Genomic DNA, 18177 nt, shown 5'->3' on the forward strand with positions numbered 1-18177 from the left:
ACGTCAGGGAGAGCAATTTGCTGCACAAGTTCAGGGTCTGGGCCGTCGCGAGCGCACGGAAGTCGCTCCCGATGAACTCGAGGAGCCGGGGCCTCGCGATCGCGGGGTTCCACTCCTACAAGGGCGCCCGGGTCTGGCTCGCCGACACCAAGCAGCTCTTCGCCAAGGTGCCGCAGCGCGCCGCCGGCTTCGAGTCGTACCACGACTTCCTCGCGCAGCAGCGGCGCATCCCGCACGCGCCGCTGGACCGCGTCTCCCAGACCCGCTTCGCGGTGGTCGTCGAGTCGACGGACCCGCAGGCCGACCAGGTGACGCTCGACAGCGTCCGTGCCCAGCGCGGCGACGGCGAGGTCGAGGCGGTCGTCGTGCCGCGCGGCACGACCTTCGCGGCGATCACCGAGCAGGTCGACGCCGACTTCTTCCTGTTCCTCCGCGGCGGCAGCGTCCTCCGGTCGAACGCCTTCACCGACATCGCGCGCCTGCACCGCATCGACCCGGCGCTCGGGCTGATCGTCCTCGACTCCGACCGGATCGGCCGTCGGGGGCGTCGGACCTCGCCGCGCTTCCGTCCGATGTGGTCGCCGGAGATGCTCCTCGGGGCCAACTACATCGGTCGGGCCTTCGCTGCGAGCCGTGCCGTCGTGTCCCGGGTGCCCGAGGCCGACCTGTCCGACCGCGGTGTCTGGCGCTTCCTGCTCAGCGCCCGCCTCGAGGAACGGACCGTGGGCAACGTCTCCCGGGTCCTGCTCTCGGAGCGCGTCGACGAGACCGCCTGGCGGGCGACCCCCGCCGACGCGGCGATGGTGCGCGAGGTGCTCGAGGCCCAGGGTCACACGGTGACGACGCGTCCCCAGGACGGCGTCGTGCGGGTGTCCTTCGAGCCCGAGGCCTGGCCCAAGGTGTCGATCGTCATCCCGACCCGGCACAACCGGTCGAACCTCGACCGCCTGCTCCCGAGCCTCGCCCGCACGGACTACCCCGAGTTCGACGTCACGATCGTCGACAACGGCGGCGAGGACGAGGAGCGCGCCGCCTGGTACGCCTCGGGCGAGCACGGCATCGTGCCGAAGGTCATCTGGTGGACCGAGACCCCGTTCAACTACTCGCGCGTGAACAACGTCGGCGTCCGGTCGACCGACGGCGACGTGGTCCTGATGCTCAACGACGACACCGAGATCGTCGACCCGACATGGCTGCGCGACATGGTCGGCATGCTCGAGCGGGACGGCGTCGCGACGGTGGGCATGCAGCACCGTCAGGGCGACGGCCTGATCCAGCACGGTGGCGTCATGGTGGGCCCGAACGGCTTCGCGGACAACCTGTTCACCGGGATGCAGCCCGGTTCCGAGACCCTGCTCGGCTCGACCCGCTGGTACCGCGACTCCCTCGCGGTGACCGGGGCGTGCGTCGCGATCAGCAGGAAGCACTTCGAGGAGGTGGGCGGCCTCGACGAGCGGTTCATCCTGACCGGGAGCGACGTCGTGCTCGGCCTCGACCAGGTGATCGCCGGCCGTCGCAACGTCGTCATCCCCTTCGACATGGTGCGCCACTACGAGTCGATCACCCGCGGGACCTCGGTCCCGATGGAGGACTTCTACGCCAGCTACTGGCGGTACCACCCGTGGCTGCAGAACGGCGACCCCTACTCGTCGCCGAACGTGTCCCGGCTCTCCGCCGTCCCGCGCTTCGCGAGCACGCGCGACCCGAAGCCGGTCCAGCTCGCGTTCGCCGTGCTCGGACGCGCCTACACGAAGGTCGCGCAGAGCTCCTCGATCTCCGACGAGGCCAAGTCGCTCCTCGGCGTGGCCTCCATCACCCACGAGACCGTCGAGCGGGTGCACGCGGTGCACGCCGCGACGACCGGCCCCCGGCCGGTCCGGACCATCAACTGGTTTATCCCGGACGTCGACATGCCGTTCTTCGGCGGTCTCAACACGGCCTTCCGCCTCGCGGACAAGCTGACCCGTGAGCACGGCGTCCACCACCGGTTCATCGCCTACGCCCAGCCGAACGAGGCCTACATCAAGTCGGCGATCGCCGCGGCGTTCCCGTCGCTGGCCGAGTCGGAGGTCATGTTCTACGACGGCTCCGACGAGCAGATCGCGGCCGTCCCGAAGGCCGACGCCGCCATCGCCACGCTCTGGCTCACCGCGATGCACGTCGCGCGTTCGGACAGCGCGCCGCGCAAGTTCTACCTGATGCAGGACTACGAGCCTGCCTTCTACCCGGCGTCGAGCATGTTCGCGATGGCCGAGGAGAGCTACCGTCTCGGGCTGTACGGCATCTGCAACACCGAGAGCATGCACCGCATCTACTCGGGGGAGTACGGCGGCAAGTCCATCCCCTTCACGCCCGCCGTCGACCGGTCCATCTACCACCCGGACGGTCGCCGCGAGAAGGGCGAGGACGAGCCGGTCACGATCTTCGCGTACGCCCGCGACCACTTCCGGAACTGCTGGGAGCTCGTCTTCCAGGCCCTGACCGAGATCAAGCGTCGCCACGGCGACGGGGTCCGGATCCTCGCCGCCGGCGCCCGGTACCTGCCGCAGAGCGCCGACTTCATCGACATGGGCCTGCTCGACTACCGTGCGACCGGGCGCATGTACCGCGAGACGGACATCGGTCTGACGATGCAGATCTCGCGGCACCCGTCCTACCTGCCGCTCGAGCTCATGGCCAGCGGTGTCCCGATGGTGGCGCCGGACAGCGAGTGGTTCACGTGGCTGTTCCGCGACGACGAGAACTCGCAGCTCACCATGCGATCGCTCGACGACATGGTCGAGAACCTCGACTCGCTGATCCGCGACGCGCAGCTGCGGCGGAAGCTGTCCGCCGGTGCGCTCGCGACCATCGACGCGAACCACAGCTCGTGGGACCACGCGCTCGAGCACATCTACCCGTTCCTCGTCGACCCGGAGGGGGTGCTCGCCGGGCAGCAGCCGGTCGTGGCACCGGCCGGCACGCTCGCGGCCGCCGAGGCGGCCGTTGCGGCGACCACGGTCGAGCCGGAGACCGCGGACGAGGCGGCCGACACCGCGCACTGAGGGCAGGCGCCAGCGCACGCAGCGGGGCGGACGGGAGGCGCGCCTCCCGTCCGCCCCGCTGCGTGCGTCGAGCGCCGATCCGACACGCGCACCCCTCGTTCGGGGTGACAGTCGGGGCTGATGTGAACTCCTGTGATCGCATAGCATCTGACTGTCCATGTCTGCTGATTCCCGACAGCAGGTGATCAGGCGCCGTGTCGACGCGCGGCGGACGCCCGAAGGGGAAGCACCCATGGCAGCGCTGCTGCGATCCATCTGGTTCCGGAGTGCCATCGCGCTCGCGCTCGTCGCGACCGTGGTCGGCGGCCTCGTGGCCGTCCAGTCGAACTCGGCCGGCGCGGCGACGTTCCAAGCCGGCAACATCATCTCCGACGCGAACTTCTACAACGCCAACGCGATGTCCGAGGCGGAGATCCAGGCGTTCCTCAACGCGAACGAGCCGTCCTGTGGCAACGGGAACTGCCTGCGGCTGAAGCGGACGAACACCACGTCGCGGGGTGCCGACGCGATGTGTGCCGCGTACCAGGGTGCGGCGAACGAGCTGACCTCCACCATCATCTACAAGGTGCAGCGGTCGTGCAGCATCAGCGCGAAGGCGCTGCTCGTGATCCTGCAGAAGGAGCAGTCGCTCGTCACGATGTCCGCGCCGTCCGACGCGCGCCTGGACCGGGCGATGGGCTACGCCTGCCCCGACAACACCGCGAAGCCCGGCTGGTGCGACCCCGCGTACGCCGGCCTGTACAACCAGATCTACCTCGCCGCGTGGCAGCTCAAGCGCTACGGCAACCCGCCGGGCACGAGCAACTACTTCACGTGGTACCCGATCGGCGTGCCCTCGGCCGTGCGGTTCAACCCGAACGCCGCGTGCGGTTCCAGCCAGGTGACGGTCCAGAACAAGGCGACCGCGGCGCTGTACTACTACACGCCGTACCAGCCGAACGCGAACGTCCTCGCCGGCCGGAGTGACAGTGCCTGCGGTGCGTACGGCAACCTGAACTTCTTCAACTACTACCAGAACTGGTTCGGGTCGCCGACCGGCGCGTCGCAGCCGTTCGGCAACGTCGAGGGGATCACGACCGGCGTCGGTTCCGTGAGCGTCTCCGGTTGGGCGATCGACCCGGACGCCGCGAAGACGCCGATCCAGGTGCACGTCTACATCGACGGTGTCGGCGCGGGCGCGCTCACCGCGAACCAGCGGCGCACGGACGTCGGCGCGGCCTACCCGAGCAACGGACCGGACCACGGCTTCGGCGGCACGTTCGGCATCGCGGGTGGTCAGCACCAGGTGTGCCTGTTCTTCATCGACGCGCAGGGCGGCCCGAACACGTCCGCCGGCTGCCAGACGGTCCAGGTCCCGACCGGGAACCCGTTCGGCGCCCTCGACTCCGTGACGACCTCCGGCAACACCGTGACGCTGCGCGGGTGGGCCATCGACCCGGACACGACCGCGTCGATCCCCGTCGACGTCTACGCGAACGCCCAGGGCCAGCACGCCACGGCCGACCAGTCCCGGCCGGACGTCGCGAAGGTCTACCCGGCCTACGGTGCGGCACACGGCTTCCAGACGACGATGACCCTGTCGCCCGGCACCTGGAACGTCTGTGCCTACGGCATCAACCAGGGCGGCGGCACCGCGAACACCGGGCTCGGCTGCCGGTCGGTGACGATCGTGGCCGCGAGCGGCAACTCGCCGACCGGTGTGTTCGACTCGGCGACGCCGACCGCCGGTGGCATCACCGTCCGGGGTTGGGCGTTCGACGCCGACACCTCGGGTCCGTTGACGGTCAAGCTGAGCGTGGGGTCGACCTCGTCGACGCTGCCGACGAACCAGGCGCGAGCCGACGTGCAGAAGGTCTACCCGAAGGCCGGCGCGACCAGTGGGTTCGGCGGCACGGTGACGGCTCCTGCCGGCGTGCAGACGATCTGCGCCACGGCCGTGAACGTCGGCTCGGGCAAGGACACGGACCTCGGGTGCAAGACGGTCACCGTCCTGCAGCCGGTCGTGGACTCGGGTGCCGTCCCGCGCGGCAACGTCGACGCCGTCACCGCCGCGCCGGGTGGCATCACGGTGCGCGGCTGGGCGTTCGACAGCGACACCCCGAAGTCGCCGCTCACGGTCACCGCGACCGTCGGAGGCACGGTCACGAAGCTGACCGCGGACACGGTCCGCACCGACGTCGGGAACGCCTACCCGGCCGCCGGCGCAGCGCACGGGTTCGAGGCGACGGTCCCGGCTCGCACCGGTCCGACGCAGATCTGCCTGTCCGCGGTGAACACGGGCACCGGTGGCAACACGTCGCTCGGGTGCTGGACGGTCACGGTCACGGACGCCGGCAGCAAGCCGATCGGCTGGTACGACGCGGCGACCGCGGTCCCGGGCGGCGTGCGCGTCGTCGGGTGGGCGTTCGACCCCGACACGGCGAAGCCGATCGCGGTCCGCGCGAGCGTCGCCGGGGTCACCACCGTGCTCACCGCCTCCGGTGCCCGAGCCGACGTGCCCAAGGCCTACCCTGCGGCGACCGGGACGACCGGGTTCGACGCGACGGTGCCCACCGGCACCGGCGCGCAGACGGTCTGCTTGACGGCCGTCAACGACGGCAAGGGCGGGGACACCGACCTCGGCTGCCGGCAGGTCACCGTCGCCGGTGACCCGGGTACGAAGCCCCGTGGCTCCGTCGACTCGGTGACCGGTGTCGCGGGCGGCATCGCGATCCGCGGGTGGGGCTTCGACCAGGACACCCCGGGGACCGCGATCACCGTCAAGGCGCAGGTCGGTTCGACCGTCACGCCGCTGACGGCGAACGTCACGCGCAGCGACGTGGGCGCCGCCTACCCGGCCCTCGGTCCGGCGCACGGCTTCGATACGACCGTCCCGGCCGTATCCGGGCGACAGCAGGTCTGCTTCACCGCGGTGAACACCGGAACCGGCGGGGACAGCTCGCTCGGGTGCTTCACCGTGACGGTGCCCTGACCGGGCGTCTCCCGACCGCTCACGGACGGCCCCGACTCCTCTGCGAGTCGGGGCCGTCCGCGTGTCCGGGCGTCGTCCGTGTGCTCGAGCGTCGTGGGCGTGCCCGAGCGTCATCGGCGGCCGGGTGCGCTCGTCGTCCGGGAAGCCGGGGGACCCGCCGAGGTGCGGAGCCGGCTCGACGGGTCCCGCCCTGCCGGAGCGACGGTTCCGTGATCGAGCTTCCCTGACCGGAGCGCGGGGCGGGGCCTGCGGAGAGAGCGGAACGACAGGGCGGTGGTGGGAGCGCTGGGCGCGTCCTGCCGGAGCGCCTCGGCGCGCCCGGTGATCACCCGTGGGGCCGACGCTCCGCGACGCGTGGCCCGAACCGCGCTACCGAGCGCGCGTCATCCCGTACCGCACCCGGGGCCGCGGCCGGGGCCGGGGCCGAAACCGGCGTCGGCGTCGGTGGCTGCGTCGTCAGCGGACGTCGGGTGCCGGCACGTCGGCCGGCGCGACCGTGCGGGTGGGCGCGGTGTCCGCGGTCGCGTCGTCGGAGAACGCCTCGTCGGAGAACGCCTCGTCGGCGTCTGCCGGCTCACGCGGCGGACGGCCGTCGTCGAGCCCGGCGAGTTCGGACGCGTCGACCGTGACCGGCCCGGCGGGCGCGACGGCGACGCGCATCACGAGCAACCCGCCGACGACCACCGCGAGGGTGAGCACGCCCACCCAGACGGGCCAGCCGAGCGGCGGCTGCCACTGCGGCTCGGTGACCATGGTGCGCCACCCGAGGTGCGCGCCCACGACGTACCGCTTCAGTGCCCAGATCGAGCTGTGCACGTGCAGCACGGCGAGGGTCGCGAGCATCAGCCCGAACATCCACCGAACCCGGGAGTTCGCGAACGCGTGCGGGAAGGCGTGGTCGAGCGCGACACCGGCGGCGATCACCATGCAGGCGAGGATCGCGAGGACGTAGCGGGCCTGCCAGATGTAGCCGTACTCGGTGACGGCGATGCCCTGGACCACCGGCGGGACGAGGACCATCGCCGCGGCGAGGACGATGACGCCGAAGCGTCGACGGCCGTGGCCGAAGACGAGCGCGCCGATCGTCAGGGCGAGGATCAGACCACCCCACAGCGAGACCGTCGACGGCGGGAGTGCGGTGTCGATCCAGCCGAAGAGTCCGATGTAGCCGTCCGAGTTCTGGAACGTCAGCGCGAACATGTGCACGAAGCCGCGCAGGTGGCTCGTTCCCGTTCCGGCGTAGGGGACCCCTTCGCCGAGGCTGTTGCTCCCGAGTGTCCAGGCCAACCCGGCGACCGCGGCGACGGCGAGCATGGCAGCGGCGACCCAGACCGTGCGCGAACGCACCAGACGGCCGAGCAGGCGCAGGTCGAACAGGGTGGCGACCGCGACGATGAGCAACCAGAGCAGGGCGATGCTCCGGGTGTTGGCGAGCAGCGCGCCGGAGACCGCGACCGCAGCCGCGTGCGCGGGGGCGACCCTGGCGGCACGGCGTTCGGCGATGAGCGTCAGCCAGCAGAAGAGCATGACGGTCGCGGAGATCTCGAGCGCACTCGGGTTCACGGAGCCGAGGATGAAGAGGACCATCGGGGTCACGGCGACCGCGAAGGCACCCAACGCCCACCCGCGAGCGCGGAGGCCGGCGAGTGCCACGACCGCCAGCGCCAGGAGCGCGGAGCACCAGAGCAGGCTCACACCCCGCATCGCGTACAGCGCGCTCTTGCCGTCGAGGACCAGTGACGGCAGGCCGACGACCGCGTAGTAGACGGGGTTGTAGGACCCGGCGCTCGTCGTGGCGGTCTGCTCGGCGTCGGACTCGGTCACCGGCTCCTGGCAGTTGGCGGCGATGCCCGGGTTGAAGGCGAAGCACGCGAGCTTCGACGTCTGTGCGGCCCAGGCCGGTACCTCGACGTCACTGGCTCCTCGCTGCACGGAGGACTCGTCGCCGATGAACTCACCGCGGACGACGGCGGCTGCGTGGATGGTGTGCGCGGGTTCGTCCGGTGCGGACTCGAGCGGGCTGGTCATCGCCCAGCTGCCCGCCATGGCCGCGATGACGAGGAACGCCATCAGGAACACCTGCCAGGCGGGGCGTCGTGCACCGGTCGTCCTGGTCCGTCCGGTCGTTCCGAGCCTCGTTCCGGTCATCGGTGTCCCGCGTCTCCTCACCCGACGCCCCTGCGCCGTCGCTCGCCGGTCGCGAGCCATCCGGCACTCTAGCAGCGCTCGGGTCCGGTACCCCGCCGCAGGGAGCAGGGCCCGCCGGGCATGGATCGGGGCCTCGGACACGGACCTGTTCCGCGGCGCACCGGGCGTCCGAGTGTGTGCCCGGCGACGGGGTCGGCTACGATCGCTCGGCGACGATCGATGAAGGAGCGGATCCGACAGTGCCCGACACCCAGGACCCTGCGTCCGCCCCCAGAGCCCTCGTGGTCGTGCCGACCTACAACGAGGTCGAGAACATCGAGAACGCCGTCGCGAAGATCCTGGAGCACGCGCCGGACGCCCACGTGCTCGTGGTCGACGACGCGAGCCCCGACGGCACGGGCGACCGGGTGGAGGCCCTCGCCGCCGACGACGGACGTCTGCACCTGATGCGTCGCACCGGCAAGCTCGGGCTGGGCACGGCCTACGTGGCCGGGTTCGACTGGGGCCTCGAGCGCGGCTACGGGCTGCTCGTCCAGATGGACGCCGACGGGTCCCACCCGGCGGACCGTCTGCCCGCCCTGCTGTCCGCGGTCGCCGATGCCCCGGCCGCCGACGTGCAGCTCGCGATCGGCTCCCGCTGGGTCCGGGGCGGGTCGGTCGTCGACTGGCCGAAGCGCCGTGAGCTGCTCAGCCGGACGGCGAACCTCTACGCGCGGGTCATGCTCCGCCTCGGTGTGCACGACGTCACCGCCGGGTACCGGGTGTACCGCGCCGACGTCGTCCGCCGCATGGACCTGAGCGGGGTCGACTCGAAGGGCTACTGCTTCCAGGTCGACATGACCCTGCGCGTGCACGACCTCGGCGGCCGCATCGTCGAGGTGCCGATCGAGTTCCGGGACCGCGTGCTCGGGACGTCGAAGATGGACCGCTCCGTGATCGTCGAGGCGATGGCGCGCGTGACGCAGTGGGGCGTGCAGCGCTGGTTCCGTCGCCCCCGCTCGTGACCTCGAACAGCGTCCCCGAGGAGCGGCCGAGCACCCCCGGCACGCCGGAGGGTGTCCCCGGGGTGGTGCAGCCCGCCGTGGTGACGGGCTCCGGTGACCTCGTCAGGAGGGCGGCCTGGTCGACGGGCGGGATCGTCGCGCAGGGCGTCGCGCGCCTGGCGTACACCGTCGTGATCGGACGGGCGCTCGGTTCGGCGGACCTGGGCCACGTCAGCGCCGTCCTGTCGCTGTCGATCTTCGCGGCGCTCGTGTGGCCGACCGCCGCCGGCAACGCCGCCAGCCGGTACATCGCGTTCGCCGTGGCCCGCGGGCAGGACGACCGCGACGTCGTCCGACTCCTCACACGGACCTGGGCGCTGTCGGTCGTCGTGCTCGGAGCCGTCGCGGTCCCGGTGGCCTGGGGCTGGACGCACGACGGCGTCCTGGCCGCCACCGCGGCGTGGACCGTCGCGGGCTACGGCGCCTACGCGTACGCCCGGACCGGGGCTCTCGGCCGGGGCCGTGCGCGCCGGGTCGGGCTCGCCGACGTCGGGACCGGGCTGTTGTCCCTCGCCGGGCTCGCCGGGGTGCTCGCCGTGGGGTCGGACTCGCTGGTGCTCGTCCCGATCTCGGTCGGCTACACCGTGTTCGCCGTCGTCTGCTGGCCGAAGGGCGTGGCCGGTCCCACCGAGCTTCCGCGGACCGGCGTGCTGTCCTTCACGGCCTGGAACGTCCTGGCCGGCCTGGCCACCAACGGTCTCCTCCAGCTGGCCATGATCAGTGCCGAGGTCTTCGCAGCACCGGCGCAGGTCGGTGTCTACGCCGCCGCGTTCACCATCGCGACCCCGGCCTCCATGGTGGGACAGGCCGTCAGCCAGATCATCGTGCCGGCCTTCGCGCACGAGACCGGCAACGGCTCGCTCCGCGACCGGCGGCGGCTCGCCGTCTTCCTGGTCTTCACGGCGGGCTGCGTCGTGGTGTTCGGCGCGATCGCGGCCCTGGCCGGGTTCGTGATGCCGCTGTTCTACCCCGAGCAGGGCGTGGCGGCGGCACCGGTGCTGCGCGGGCTGCTGGTGGGCGTGTTCGTCTTCACGATCGCACTGGTCCCGGCCGCGTTCCTGCTCGCCGCCGGACGGTCCGGCGAGGTCGCGGTGGCGTCGCTCACCGGGCTCGTCGCCGGGGTCGTCGTCATCGCCGTCTCGGTGTCGTCGGCGCCGTTGACCGCCGGCACGACCGGCTTCGTCGTCGGGTCGGTGGTGAGCCTGGTCGCGCTGGTCGCGGTCGGCTTCCGGCCCGGACGGGCGTCGGACGGGTCTCAGACGAAGCGGCGGGCGACCGTCCAGTAGGCCCGCATCACGGCCTGCAGGACACCGGCGCCCGGGGGGAGCGGGAACACCTGCTGGTCGAGCGTCGCGGTGAGCAGGCGCGCCATCCGGCGGTCGTCGACGACGGCAGCGGCCTCGACACGGGCACGTCGCTCCGCGAGCCACGCCCGGTTGTCGCGGATCCAGCGGCGGGCCTCGCGGTGCTGGGGCCCCCATCCCTGCGAGCGGGCCACCAGCCCCATCGCGAGCCCGATCGCCCCGGCGGGCAGGGCGGTGGCAGCGCGGAGTCTGCGACCGTAGAGCGTCGACAGGAAGATGCGGCGGTTCCGCTCGAGCAGGAACATCTTGCGGGCGTTGCGGCTGAACTCGTAGTGGTGCAGGACGACGGCATCGGGCACGAAGACGACGCGGAGCCCGAGCTGCCAGGTCCGCCAGCTCAGGTCGACGTCTTCGTGGTACGCGAAGTACGTGTCCTCGAAGCCGCCCAGTCGCTCCCAGAGCTCGCGGCGCAGGACGAGCCCGGCACCGGAGGCCGAGGCGATGTCCTGTTCGGTCGTGTGGGCCGTCGCCGGTTCGCCGTACGCGCCGGCCCAGCTGAGTCCGACGACGTGCACCGGGTTGCCGGCGGAGTTCATCGTGTCCGGACGGTCGGCCAGGCGGATGCTGCCGCTGGCGATCCCCACGTCGGGGCGCTCGGCGACCCGCACGAGGGCGGCGAGGGCGTCCGGACGGACCTCGGCGTCGGAGTTGACCAGCGCGAGGTACGTCGTGGTGGTGCCCGCCGCCCCGTGGTTGACGCCACCCGCGAAGCCGAGGTTCTCGGCCGGGGTCCTGACGGTCAGCCGGGGATCGGGCGGCAGGGTGCGGACGGCGTCCGAGGTGCACCCGTTGTCGACGAGGACGACCGTGACGTCGACGCCGTCCGAGTCGAGCACGGACCGCACGGCGGCGTGCAGGACCGGTTCGTCACCGTACGCCAGCATGACGACGGTGACGTCGGGCGCCGTCATCCGCGGCGGTCCGCGTCGTGCACGTGGGTGGACAGCGTCTGCGCAGTGGTCGTCTGCGCAGGGGTCGTCGGCCCGGCGGTCGTCGGCCCGGCGGTCGGGCGCTCGGCGACCTCGTGCTGCTGCTCGAGGCGTTCGATGCGCTCCTCGAGCAGCGCGCTCTGTTCGGCCAGCACGCGTGTCTTCTCCTCGAGCGCGGTGAGCTCGGCGCTCTGCGACACCGACACCATGAAGAGCAGGACGAGGCAGACGAAGAACCCGAGGTTCGTCGGGACCGAGAAGCCGAGGACGGCGGCGGTGCTGACGAGCAGCCCGGGGAACACGGCCACGACGAGGGCGACGACGCCGGCGACGATCCACCAGAGTGCGTGGCGTTCCCGGAGGCGGCGGCGGCGCAGGAGTTCGACGACCGCCACGAGGACGAGCAGGGCGACGACGATGCCGAAGACGTAGGTCACGATGTTCACGAGCCGGGCACCTCCGATGCGCGGAGGGACAGACGCGGACGCCAGAGCGCGACCACGAGGGCCATCGCTGCGCGTCCGAGGTAGATCATCGCCTTGAACGGGGCGTGGGACGGGGTGCCGCCGGCGCGCACGCGCATCGCCACGGGGATCTGCTCGATCGAGCAGCCGGCGCGAGCAGCGAGCACGAGCGACTCGACGGTGTCCCCGAGGTACTCGGCGGGGTAGTGCGCGGCGAAGAGCTCGAGTGCTCGGGGGCCGGCACCGCGGAAGCCCGACGTGGTGTCGGTCAGGCGGGTCCCGGCGATCCGGGACACGACCGACGCCAGGACCACCATCGCCCACCGGCGCGGACCACGGGTCTCGTAGTCGCCGACGCCGGCGAACCGTGCGCCGATCACGACGTCGTTCCGCTGCAGGGCGTCGAGGATCTGCGGGACGCCGGTCGGATCGTGCTGGCCGTCGGAGTCGACCTGCACCGCGTAGCGGAAGCCGTTGGCGACCGCGTACTTGAAGCCCGCCCGCATGGCGCCGCCGACCCCGAGGTTGAACGGCAGGTCGAGGACCGTCGCACCGGCACGGCGTGCCACCGCAGCGGTGCTGTCCGCGGACCCGTCGTTGACGACGAGCACGGTGACGCCCGGCAGGGTCGCCCGCACTTCACGCACGACGTCGCCGACCACCGCGCTCTCGTTGTACGCAGGCATGACGATGAGCGTCTGCTGGAGCAGGGACATGCTGACGATGCTACCAACGGCTGCGACCGCGCCGGACGTGTCCGCACCACCGGTCCCCGTCCGTCTCCGCCGGCGCCCCGGCACGTCCGTGACGGCGGGTGCAGCGCGGAGCGTCGGTGCAGCGGACCGCCGTGGCGCGGCTAGTGTCGTCCGTCGATGGAGCGCACGCACAAGACCCTCACCACCGCCGTCGGCGCGGTGGTCCTCGCGGTGATCGCGTCGGCCTTCGCCTGGTACCGGCTCGGGCCGACGACCCGGGCGACCGTCTGGGCCGAGGACGGCGACGTGTTCTTCAGCGAGCACCTCGAGCTCGGTTCCGTGGACTCCTTGCTGCACCCGTACGCGGGCTACCTGCACCTGCTGCCGCGTCTGGTCGTCGACCTCGCGTTCCACCGGCCGATCGAGCAGTACGCGGTCACCGTGGCGGGTGCCAGCTGCGTGGTCGCGGGCATCGTCGTGGCCGCGGTGTTCGTGCTGTCCGCCGACGTCGTCCGGGCCTGGCCGCTCCGCCTGCTCCTCGCCGCGGTCCCGGTCATCCTGCCGATCGCACCGATCGAGGTGCTCGGCAACGCCGCGAACCTGCACTGGCTGATGCTCCTGCTGGTCCCGTGGGTGTTCACCGCCCGTGTCCGGACCTGGTGGGGCTCCGCAGCCGTCGCGGTGCTCGCGCTGTTCGCGGTGCTCACCGAGCCCCAGGCCTTGTTGTTCGTGCCGTTGCTGGCGGTGGCCTGGTGGCGGCGCCTCCTCCGGGACGCGCTCCGGGCGATCCCGGTGACCGTCGTGACGCTCGGCGGTCTCGGCCTCCAGGTGTGGACGGCGCTCACCACCGTCCGGCCGACGTCGGCGGGGGACCCCTCGGTGGCGGAGGTCGTCAAGGGGTACCTGCTCGAGCCGCTGGCCGGTGCCTGGATCCGCGACTCGTTCCTGGTGACGCGCGCCGTCGTCGCGCACGGGTCGTACGTCGTCGTGGTGCCGGTGGTCGCGATCGCCGTCCTGCTCGTCGCGGCCCTCGTCGTCGCGTCCTGGCGGGCGCGCGTCCAGCTGGTCGCGTTCGCGATCGGGTCCGTCGGCATCTGGACGGCGGCGCTGAAGGCGAACAGTTCGGGCAACCGGGGCTGGGACGAGCCGGCCGGGCTGCTGCAGGCGATGACGACCGTCCCCACGCGCTACGCCGCGCCGTCCGCGATGCTCCTCACCGCCGCGGTGGTCCTCGCCGCAGCGCTGCTCATCGGTCCGCGACCTGCGCAGCGGGCCCGTCGGGAGCCACTGGTCGACCGGAGCCGCGTGCTCCGGGTGGCGGCGGCGGTCGCCGGCTGGGGTGCGGTCGTGGTCGTGGTCGCGGCCGCGGTGGGCTCGGCCGCCCCGGGACTGTCGCTGCGCCAGGACGGACCCGCGTGGCGTCCGCAGGTCGAGGCGCAGGTCGCGGCGTGCCGTGCCGATCCGTCCGCGTCGATCGTCGTGCACAACGCGCCGCACGCGATCGACAAGGTGTGGGACACCGCCGTGCCGTGCCGACTGGTGCTCGGACGTCGGTGACCCCGTCGGGTCTGCCGGGTCGCCTGCAGCGCCCGGCGACCGTCAGACGCAGGACGCGTTGCGGTCGAACCCGCCGACGACGTACTGCGTCATCTCGATCCGGCTGCCGCCGGTGAGGGGCGTCCCGGAGCAGGCCTGCTGCGCTGCGGCCAGGGTCGGTGCCCCGGTCGCGATCCAGCTCGGCAGCCGGTAGAGCGGGCTCGACGTCGGGACGGTCCCGACGATGCTGGTCCACTGGAAGGTGGTCGAGTACAGGCCGACCTGCGCGCCTCGTGAGGTCAGGGCAGCGGCCATGCCCTCGAGGTCCGCGCGGTTCTGCGACCGGTCCGTCTGCCAGGTGCCCTCGGTCTCGACGTCGAGCCACCAGCGGTACGCCGTCGGGTCGGTGATGCCTCGGATCGTGGCGTCCTCGACCGCCCGGGTCCAGCCGTACACGTACGAGCAGGCGGCGTCGTACCCGCCGGTGCAGGTCCCGTACGGGTTCGGTACGGTCCCGCCACCGTTCGGCAGCGTGTTGCTCGTGGGCCAGACCGAGGCCTGTCGGCCCGGGTTCGCGGTGTTCACGTAGAGCTGGACGGTCGGCTGGGACGTCCCGCCGGAGGACTGCGCGGCCCACCCCAGCTGCGACGACAGGCAGGGGTTCGTGGTGTTCGCCAGTCCGCCGTTGACGCCGACGACCGCGAAGGCGGCGTCGGTCGGCAACGAGGACCCGCACTGCGGCCAGGACACGTCGACGCCGGTGCCCGAGGCCGAGGTCCCGTCGAGGAAGTACCCGGACACGTCGACGTAGTCGACAGCGGTCCCGCGCGAGACCTTGGCCTGGAACGCCCGTGCGGCGGTGGACCCGGTCACCTTGGTGATGACGGCAGCGGAGACCTCCTCGCCGGCCCGGAACACCTGGGCGGCGACGGAGGCGTCCTGTCCGGCGGGCGTGACCCGGAGGTAGCCGTCGGCGGACGTGCCCTGCACCTCGACGTTCGCGACGACCGCGGTGGCCGTCCCCGGGACACCGCCGGTGCCCGTCGCACGGACCGTGCGCGGGGTGTCGCCCAGCGTGGCCGTCTCGATGCGGGTCGTGTCGAGGGGGACGAAGACGGAGCCGGTCGACGAGGCGGAGTAGTACCCGGCGACGTCCATGAAGACGGTCGCGGTCCCCTGGGACAGGCGGACCTGCGCCGAACCGTCGACGAGGCGCACGATCGCGAGGTTCGACACGGTGCGTCCGGCGCTGAACTCCTGGGTCGCCACCGATGCATCACGGCCGAGCGGGGTGAGGCGCGTGTAGCCGTCGGCGGTCGGGGCGTTCGTCTCGACGTTGACCACCACCGCGGTCGCATCGGCCGGCACACCGCCCTTGCCGGCGAACTGCACGGGCACCGGTGTCGTGCCGACGGTCGGCGACGCGACGCGGACGGTCGGCAGCGGCGTGAAGGTCGAGCCGCTGCCGGCGGCGTAGTAGCCGGAGACGTCGAGCAGGATCCGCGCCGAGCCGGCCGACACCTTCACCTGCACGCCGCCGGAGGCGAGCTTCACGGTCGCGAGGTTCGAGATCGTCCGGCCCGCGGGGAACTCCTGCAGCGCGACGCGGGCGTCGGTGCCGGCGGGCGTGATGCGCACGTACCCGGCAGCGGTCGGCGCCTCGGTCTCGACGTTGACCACCACCGCGGTCGCGTTCGCCGGGACCCCGACGCGCCCGGTGATCGGCACAACGACCGGGGTGGTGCCGACGGTGCCGTCGAACACCCGGGCGGTGTCGAGCGGGGTGTACCGGGACCCGCTGGCGGTCGCGGTCGGTGCTGCGACGGCGCGCTCGGCGGGCGCGAGCCCCACGGCGGCGGTGGTGAGGGCCGAGACCGCGAGCAGGGCGGTGACGACGCGGGAGACGAAGGGCATGCCAGCTCCTGTCGGTGACGGGCCGCCCCCTGCGGCCCGTGCCGATGCTACTGGCGGACGGGCGTCAGCCGCGAGCCCTGCTGCCGCGCGACCACCGCTCAGGACTGGTCGCGCGGCAGGTGCCGTCGCCACGAGCGCCGGCGGGCGGCGACGACGATGACGGTCGCGAACAGCATGAGACCGGCGCCGTGCAGCAGGTAGCTCTCCGCGGTGCTCGTGACCGCCAGGAGCACGAGGACCGCGGCCGGCCACACGTAGGCGACCCCGGGGAAGGTCGTCGCGGTGACCCAGGCGCGGGCGAACGCCAGCCCGCCCGCGATCGCGAGCAGGAGTGCCCCCGCGAGCCCGACCTGCAGGTACGCGTCGACGAAGGCGTCGAGCCCGGAGGTGAACCGCACCCCGGACGGGTCGACGAGGGTGACGAAGGGGAAGACGTCCTCGGTCGGCCAGGTGCCGACCCAGCCGCGGCCCTGCATCGGGTCCTGTTCGCCGAGCTGCCGGATCTGCGCCCAGAGGCCGAGCCGCGTCGCCGTCCCACCGGCGGCGCCGATCTCGGCGAGTACCCGGTGCCGGAACAGGACCGCCAGCACGAGCATGCCGAGGACGGCGCCGCCGAGCACGGTGTTCACGACCGGCCGTGTCGTCGGTGCCGCGTGCCGGAGCGCCCAGAGGGCCAGGGCGGTCACCGCAAGCGCGATCATCGCGATGCCGGTGATGGGGGACTGCACGAGCATGAGGGCGATCACGGCGAGTGCGGTGGACGCGACCGCGCGCCAGGTGGTCACCGACCGGGTGAGGAACTCGACCACGAAGGTGACCAGGGCGGTCGCGGCCACGAAGCCCATGAAGTTGCGGTTGCCCCCGATGCCCTGGATCGGACCGCCGTACGCGATGTTGCCCTGGATGCCGAACGCGGGGATCGGGACGTCGAGCACGAGCCCGGAGAGCACCTCGAGGCCGAGGGCCACGACGAGCAGGATGCGGAACGCGTCACCGGCCGCGCGGATGACCTGCACGAGGTCGCGGCCGAGCGCCAGGTAGAGCCCGAGTCCGACGAAGCAGACCGTCTCGACCACGCCGCGCAACGCGTACCAGGAGTACTCGCTCCACACCACGCTCAGGGCGCAGAAGCCGACGAAGGCGAGCAGCGAGAGGGGCAGGACGCCGTGCCACTCGATGCGGTAGCGCTGCCCGAGCAGGCTGAGGCCGGCGAGCACCACGAGGGTGACGAGCACGGCCCAGGTGCCGGCGGCGCCGACCATCGCGTGGACGGCGGGCTCGCCGAAGGCGAAGAGCAGGATCGCGGTGGCGAGCGCCTGGCTGAAGCGACCGCCGGCCGAGAAGCCGATCCAGGCCGACAGGTAGCGCCGAGCGAGCGCTCGTCTGCTCACCCCGTGGTCCGTCACGCGTCCATCCTCTCGCACCGCGCCGGGAGTCACCGTTGTATCTCGGAGCGTCGATATCGCGAACGGCGATGTCTCGGCTAGGTTCAGCGCTCGATGCAGCACCTCCGACCGGCCGCGACCGAGGCGGCCCTCGCCCTCGTCGTGCTCGTCGGCGCCGTCGCGACGGCGTGGTGGCGGCTCGGTGCGGTGGCGCGCGGGACCGCCTGGGCGGAGGACGGCGGACTGTTCCTGCGCGAGCGCCTCGCGTACGGCGTCGACGGGACGCTCCTGCGTCCCTACGCCGGCTACCTGCACCTCGTCCCGCGCCTGGTCGTCGACCTCGCCGTGCACCGTCCGGTCGAGCAGTACGCGCTGACCGTGTCGGCGGCCTCGTGTGTGGTCGTGGGCGTCGTCGCCGCGGCCGTGTTCGTGCTGTCCCGCGACGTCCTCCCGGGCCGCACGATGCGGCTGCTGCTCGCCGCCGTGCCGGTCGTCCTCCCGCTCGCCCCGGTCGAGATCGCAGGCAACGCCGCGAACCTGCACTGGTACGCGCTCGTCCTCGTCCCCTGGCTGTTCGCGTACGGAGCACGGTCCTGGTGGGGCGCGGCGGTCGTCGCGGTGCTCGCCCTGGCGGCGACGCTCACCGAGCTCCAGGCCGTGGTCTTCCTGCCGCTCCTCGCGCTG

12 protein-coding genes are annotated in these 18177 nt (G+C 72.4%); 6 read left to right on the forward strand and 6 right to left on the reverse strand.

Annotated features, from left to right (window positions below; translation table 11 throughout):
- Positions 1-71: 71 nt before the first annotated feature.
- On the forward strand, positions 72-3044 hold the full coding sequence (locus tag D8M35_RS04080; RefSeq protein ID WP_161972595.1) for a glycosyltransferase: 2973 nt from the start codon (positions 72-74) through the stop codon (positions 3042-3044).
- Between the two features lie 232 nt (positions 3045-3276).
- Complete coding sequence (locus D8M35_RS04085) at positions 3277-6015, forward strand: hypothetical protein (RefSeq protein ID WP_126890696.1); 2739 nt, start codon at positions 3277-3279, stop codon at positions 6013-6015.
- Between the two features lie 456 nt (positions 6016-6471).
- Here D8M35_RS04085 and D8M35_RS04090 read toward each other — a convergent pair whose 3' ends face one another.
- Positions 6472-8163, reverse strand: coding sequence for a DUF2142 domain-containing protein (locus tag D8M35_RS04090; protein WP_161972596.1), 1692 nt, complete (start codon positions 8161-8163; stop codon positions 6472-6474).
- A gap of 239 nt (positions 8164-8402) precedes the next feature.
- Between D8M35_RS04090 and D8M35_RS04095 the strand changes: the two genes are divergently transcribed.
- Both D8M35_RS04095 and D8M35_RS04100 read left to right on the forward strand, forming a co-directional pair.
- Positions 8403-9167: a polyprenol monophosphomannose synthase gene (locus D8M35_RS04095; RefSeq protein ID WP_202976524.1), complete on the forward strand. Its 765-nt coding sequence runs from the start codon at positions 8403-8405 to the stop codon at positions 9165-9167.
- Positions 9164-10492, forward strand: coding sequence for a lipopolysaccharide biosynthesis protein (locus tag D8M35_RS04100; RefSeq protein ID WP_126890698.1), 1329 nt, complete (start codon positions 9164-9166; stop codon positions 10490-10492). The genes D8M35_RS04095 and D8M35_RS04100 overlap by 4 nt, the downstream gene beginning before the upstream one ends.
- Here D8M35_RS04100 and D8M35_RS04105 read toward each other — a convergent pair.
- Genes D8M35_RS04105 through D8M35_RS04115 form a run of 3 tightly spaced genes read right to left on the reverse strand, consistent with a single transcriptional unit; the run spans position 10462 to position 12679 of the window.
- Entirely contained in the window at positions 10462-11481 is a 1020-nt protein-coding gene (locus tag D8M35_RS04105) for a glycosyltransferase family 2 protein (RefSeq protein ID WP_126890699.1), read from the reverse strand. The two genes, D8M35_RS04100 and D8M35_RS04105, sit on opposite strands and share 31 nt — an antisense overlap.
- Positions 11478-11945: a DUF2304 domain-containing protein gene (locus D8M35_RS04110; RefSeq protein ID WP_126890700.1), complete on the reverse strand. Its 468-nt coding sequence runs from the start codon at positions 11943-11945 to the stop codon at positions 11478-11480. Before D8M35_RS04110 ends, D8M35_RS04105 begins: the two co-directional genes overlap by 4 nt.
- Positions 11942-12679 (reverse strand): glycosyltransferase family 2 protein, encoded by a 738-nt coding sequence (locus tag D8M35_RS04115; RefSeq protein ID WP_126890701.1) that lies wholly within the window; start codon positions 12677-12679, stop codon positions 11942-11944. The genes D8M35_RS04110 and D8M35_RS04115 overlap by 4 nt, the downstream gene beginning before the upstream one ends.
- Before the next feature lie 156 nt (positions 12680-12835).
- Here D8M35_RS04115 and D8M35_RS04120 point away from each other — a divergent pair, with 156 nt between their 5' ends.
- Entirely contained in the window at positions 12836-14215 is a 1380-nt protein-coding gene (locus D8M35_RS04120) for a hypothetical protein (RefSeq protein WP_126890702.1), read from the forward strand.
- Between the two features lie 42 nt (positions 14216-14257).
- Here the strand turns inward: D8M35_RS04120 and D8M35_RS04125 are convergent, their stop codons facing one another.
- Both D8M35_RS04125 and D8M35_RS04130 read right to left on the reverse strand, forming a co-directional pair.
- On the reverse strand, positions 14258-16108 hold the full coding sequence (locus tag D8M35_RS04125; RefSeq protein ID WP_126890703.1) for a hypothetical protein: 1851 nt from the start codon (positions 16106-16108) through the stop codon (positions 14258-14260).
- A gap of 98 nt (positions 16109-16206) precedes the next feature.
- A complete protein-coding gene (locus D8M35_RS04130; protein ID WP_126890704.1) occupies positions 16207-17514 on the reverse strand; it encodes an exopolysaccharide production protein in 1308 nt (435 codons plus the stop codon).
- A 93-nt stretch (positions 17515-17607) separates the two neighbouring features.
- Between D8M35_RS04130 and D8M35_RS04135 the strand changes: the two genes are divergently transcribed.
- On the forward strand, positions 17608-18177 hold a 570-nt coding region (locus D8M35_RS04135), incomplete at its 3' end, for a hypothetical protein (RefSeq protein ID WP_148113329.1).

It is taken from the genome of Curtobacterium sp. HSID17257 (assembly GCF_003989515.1).
In the GTDB taxonomy this organism is placed as follows: domain Bacteria; phylum Actinomycetota; class Actinomycetes; order Actinomycetales; family Microbacteriaceae; genus Curtobacterium.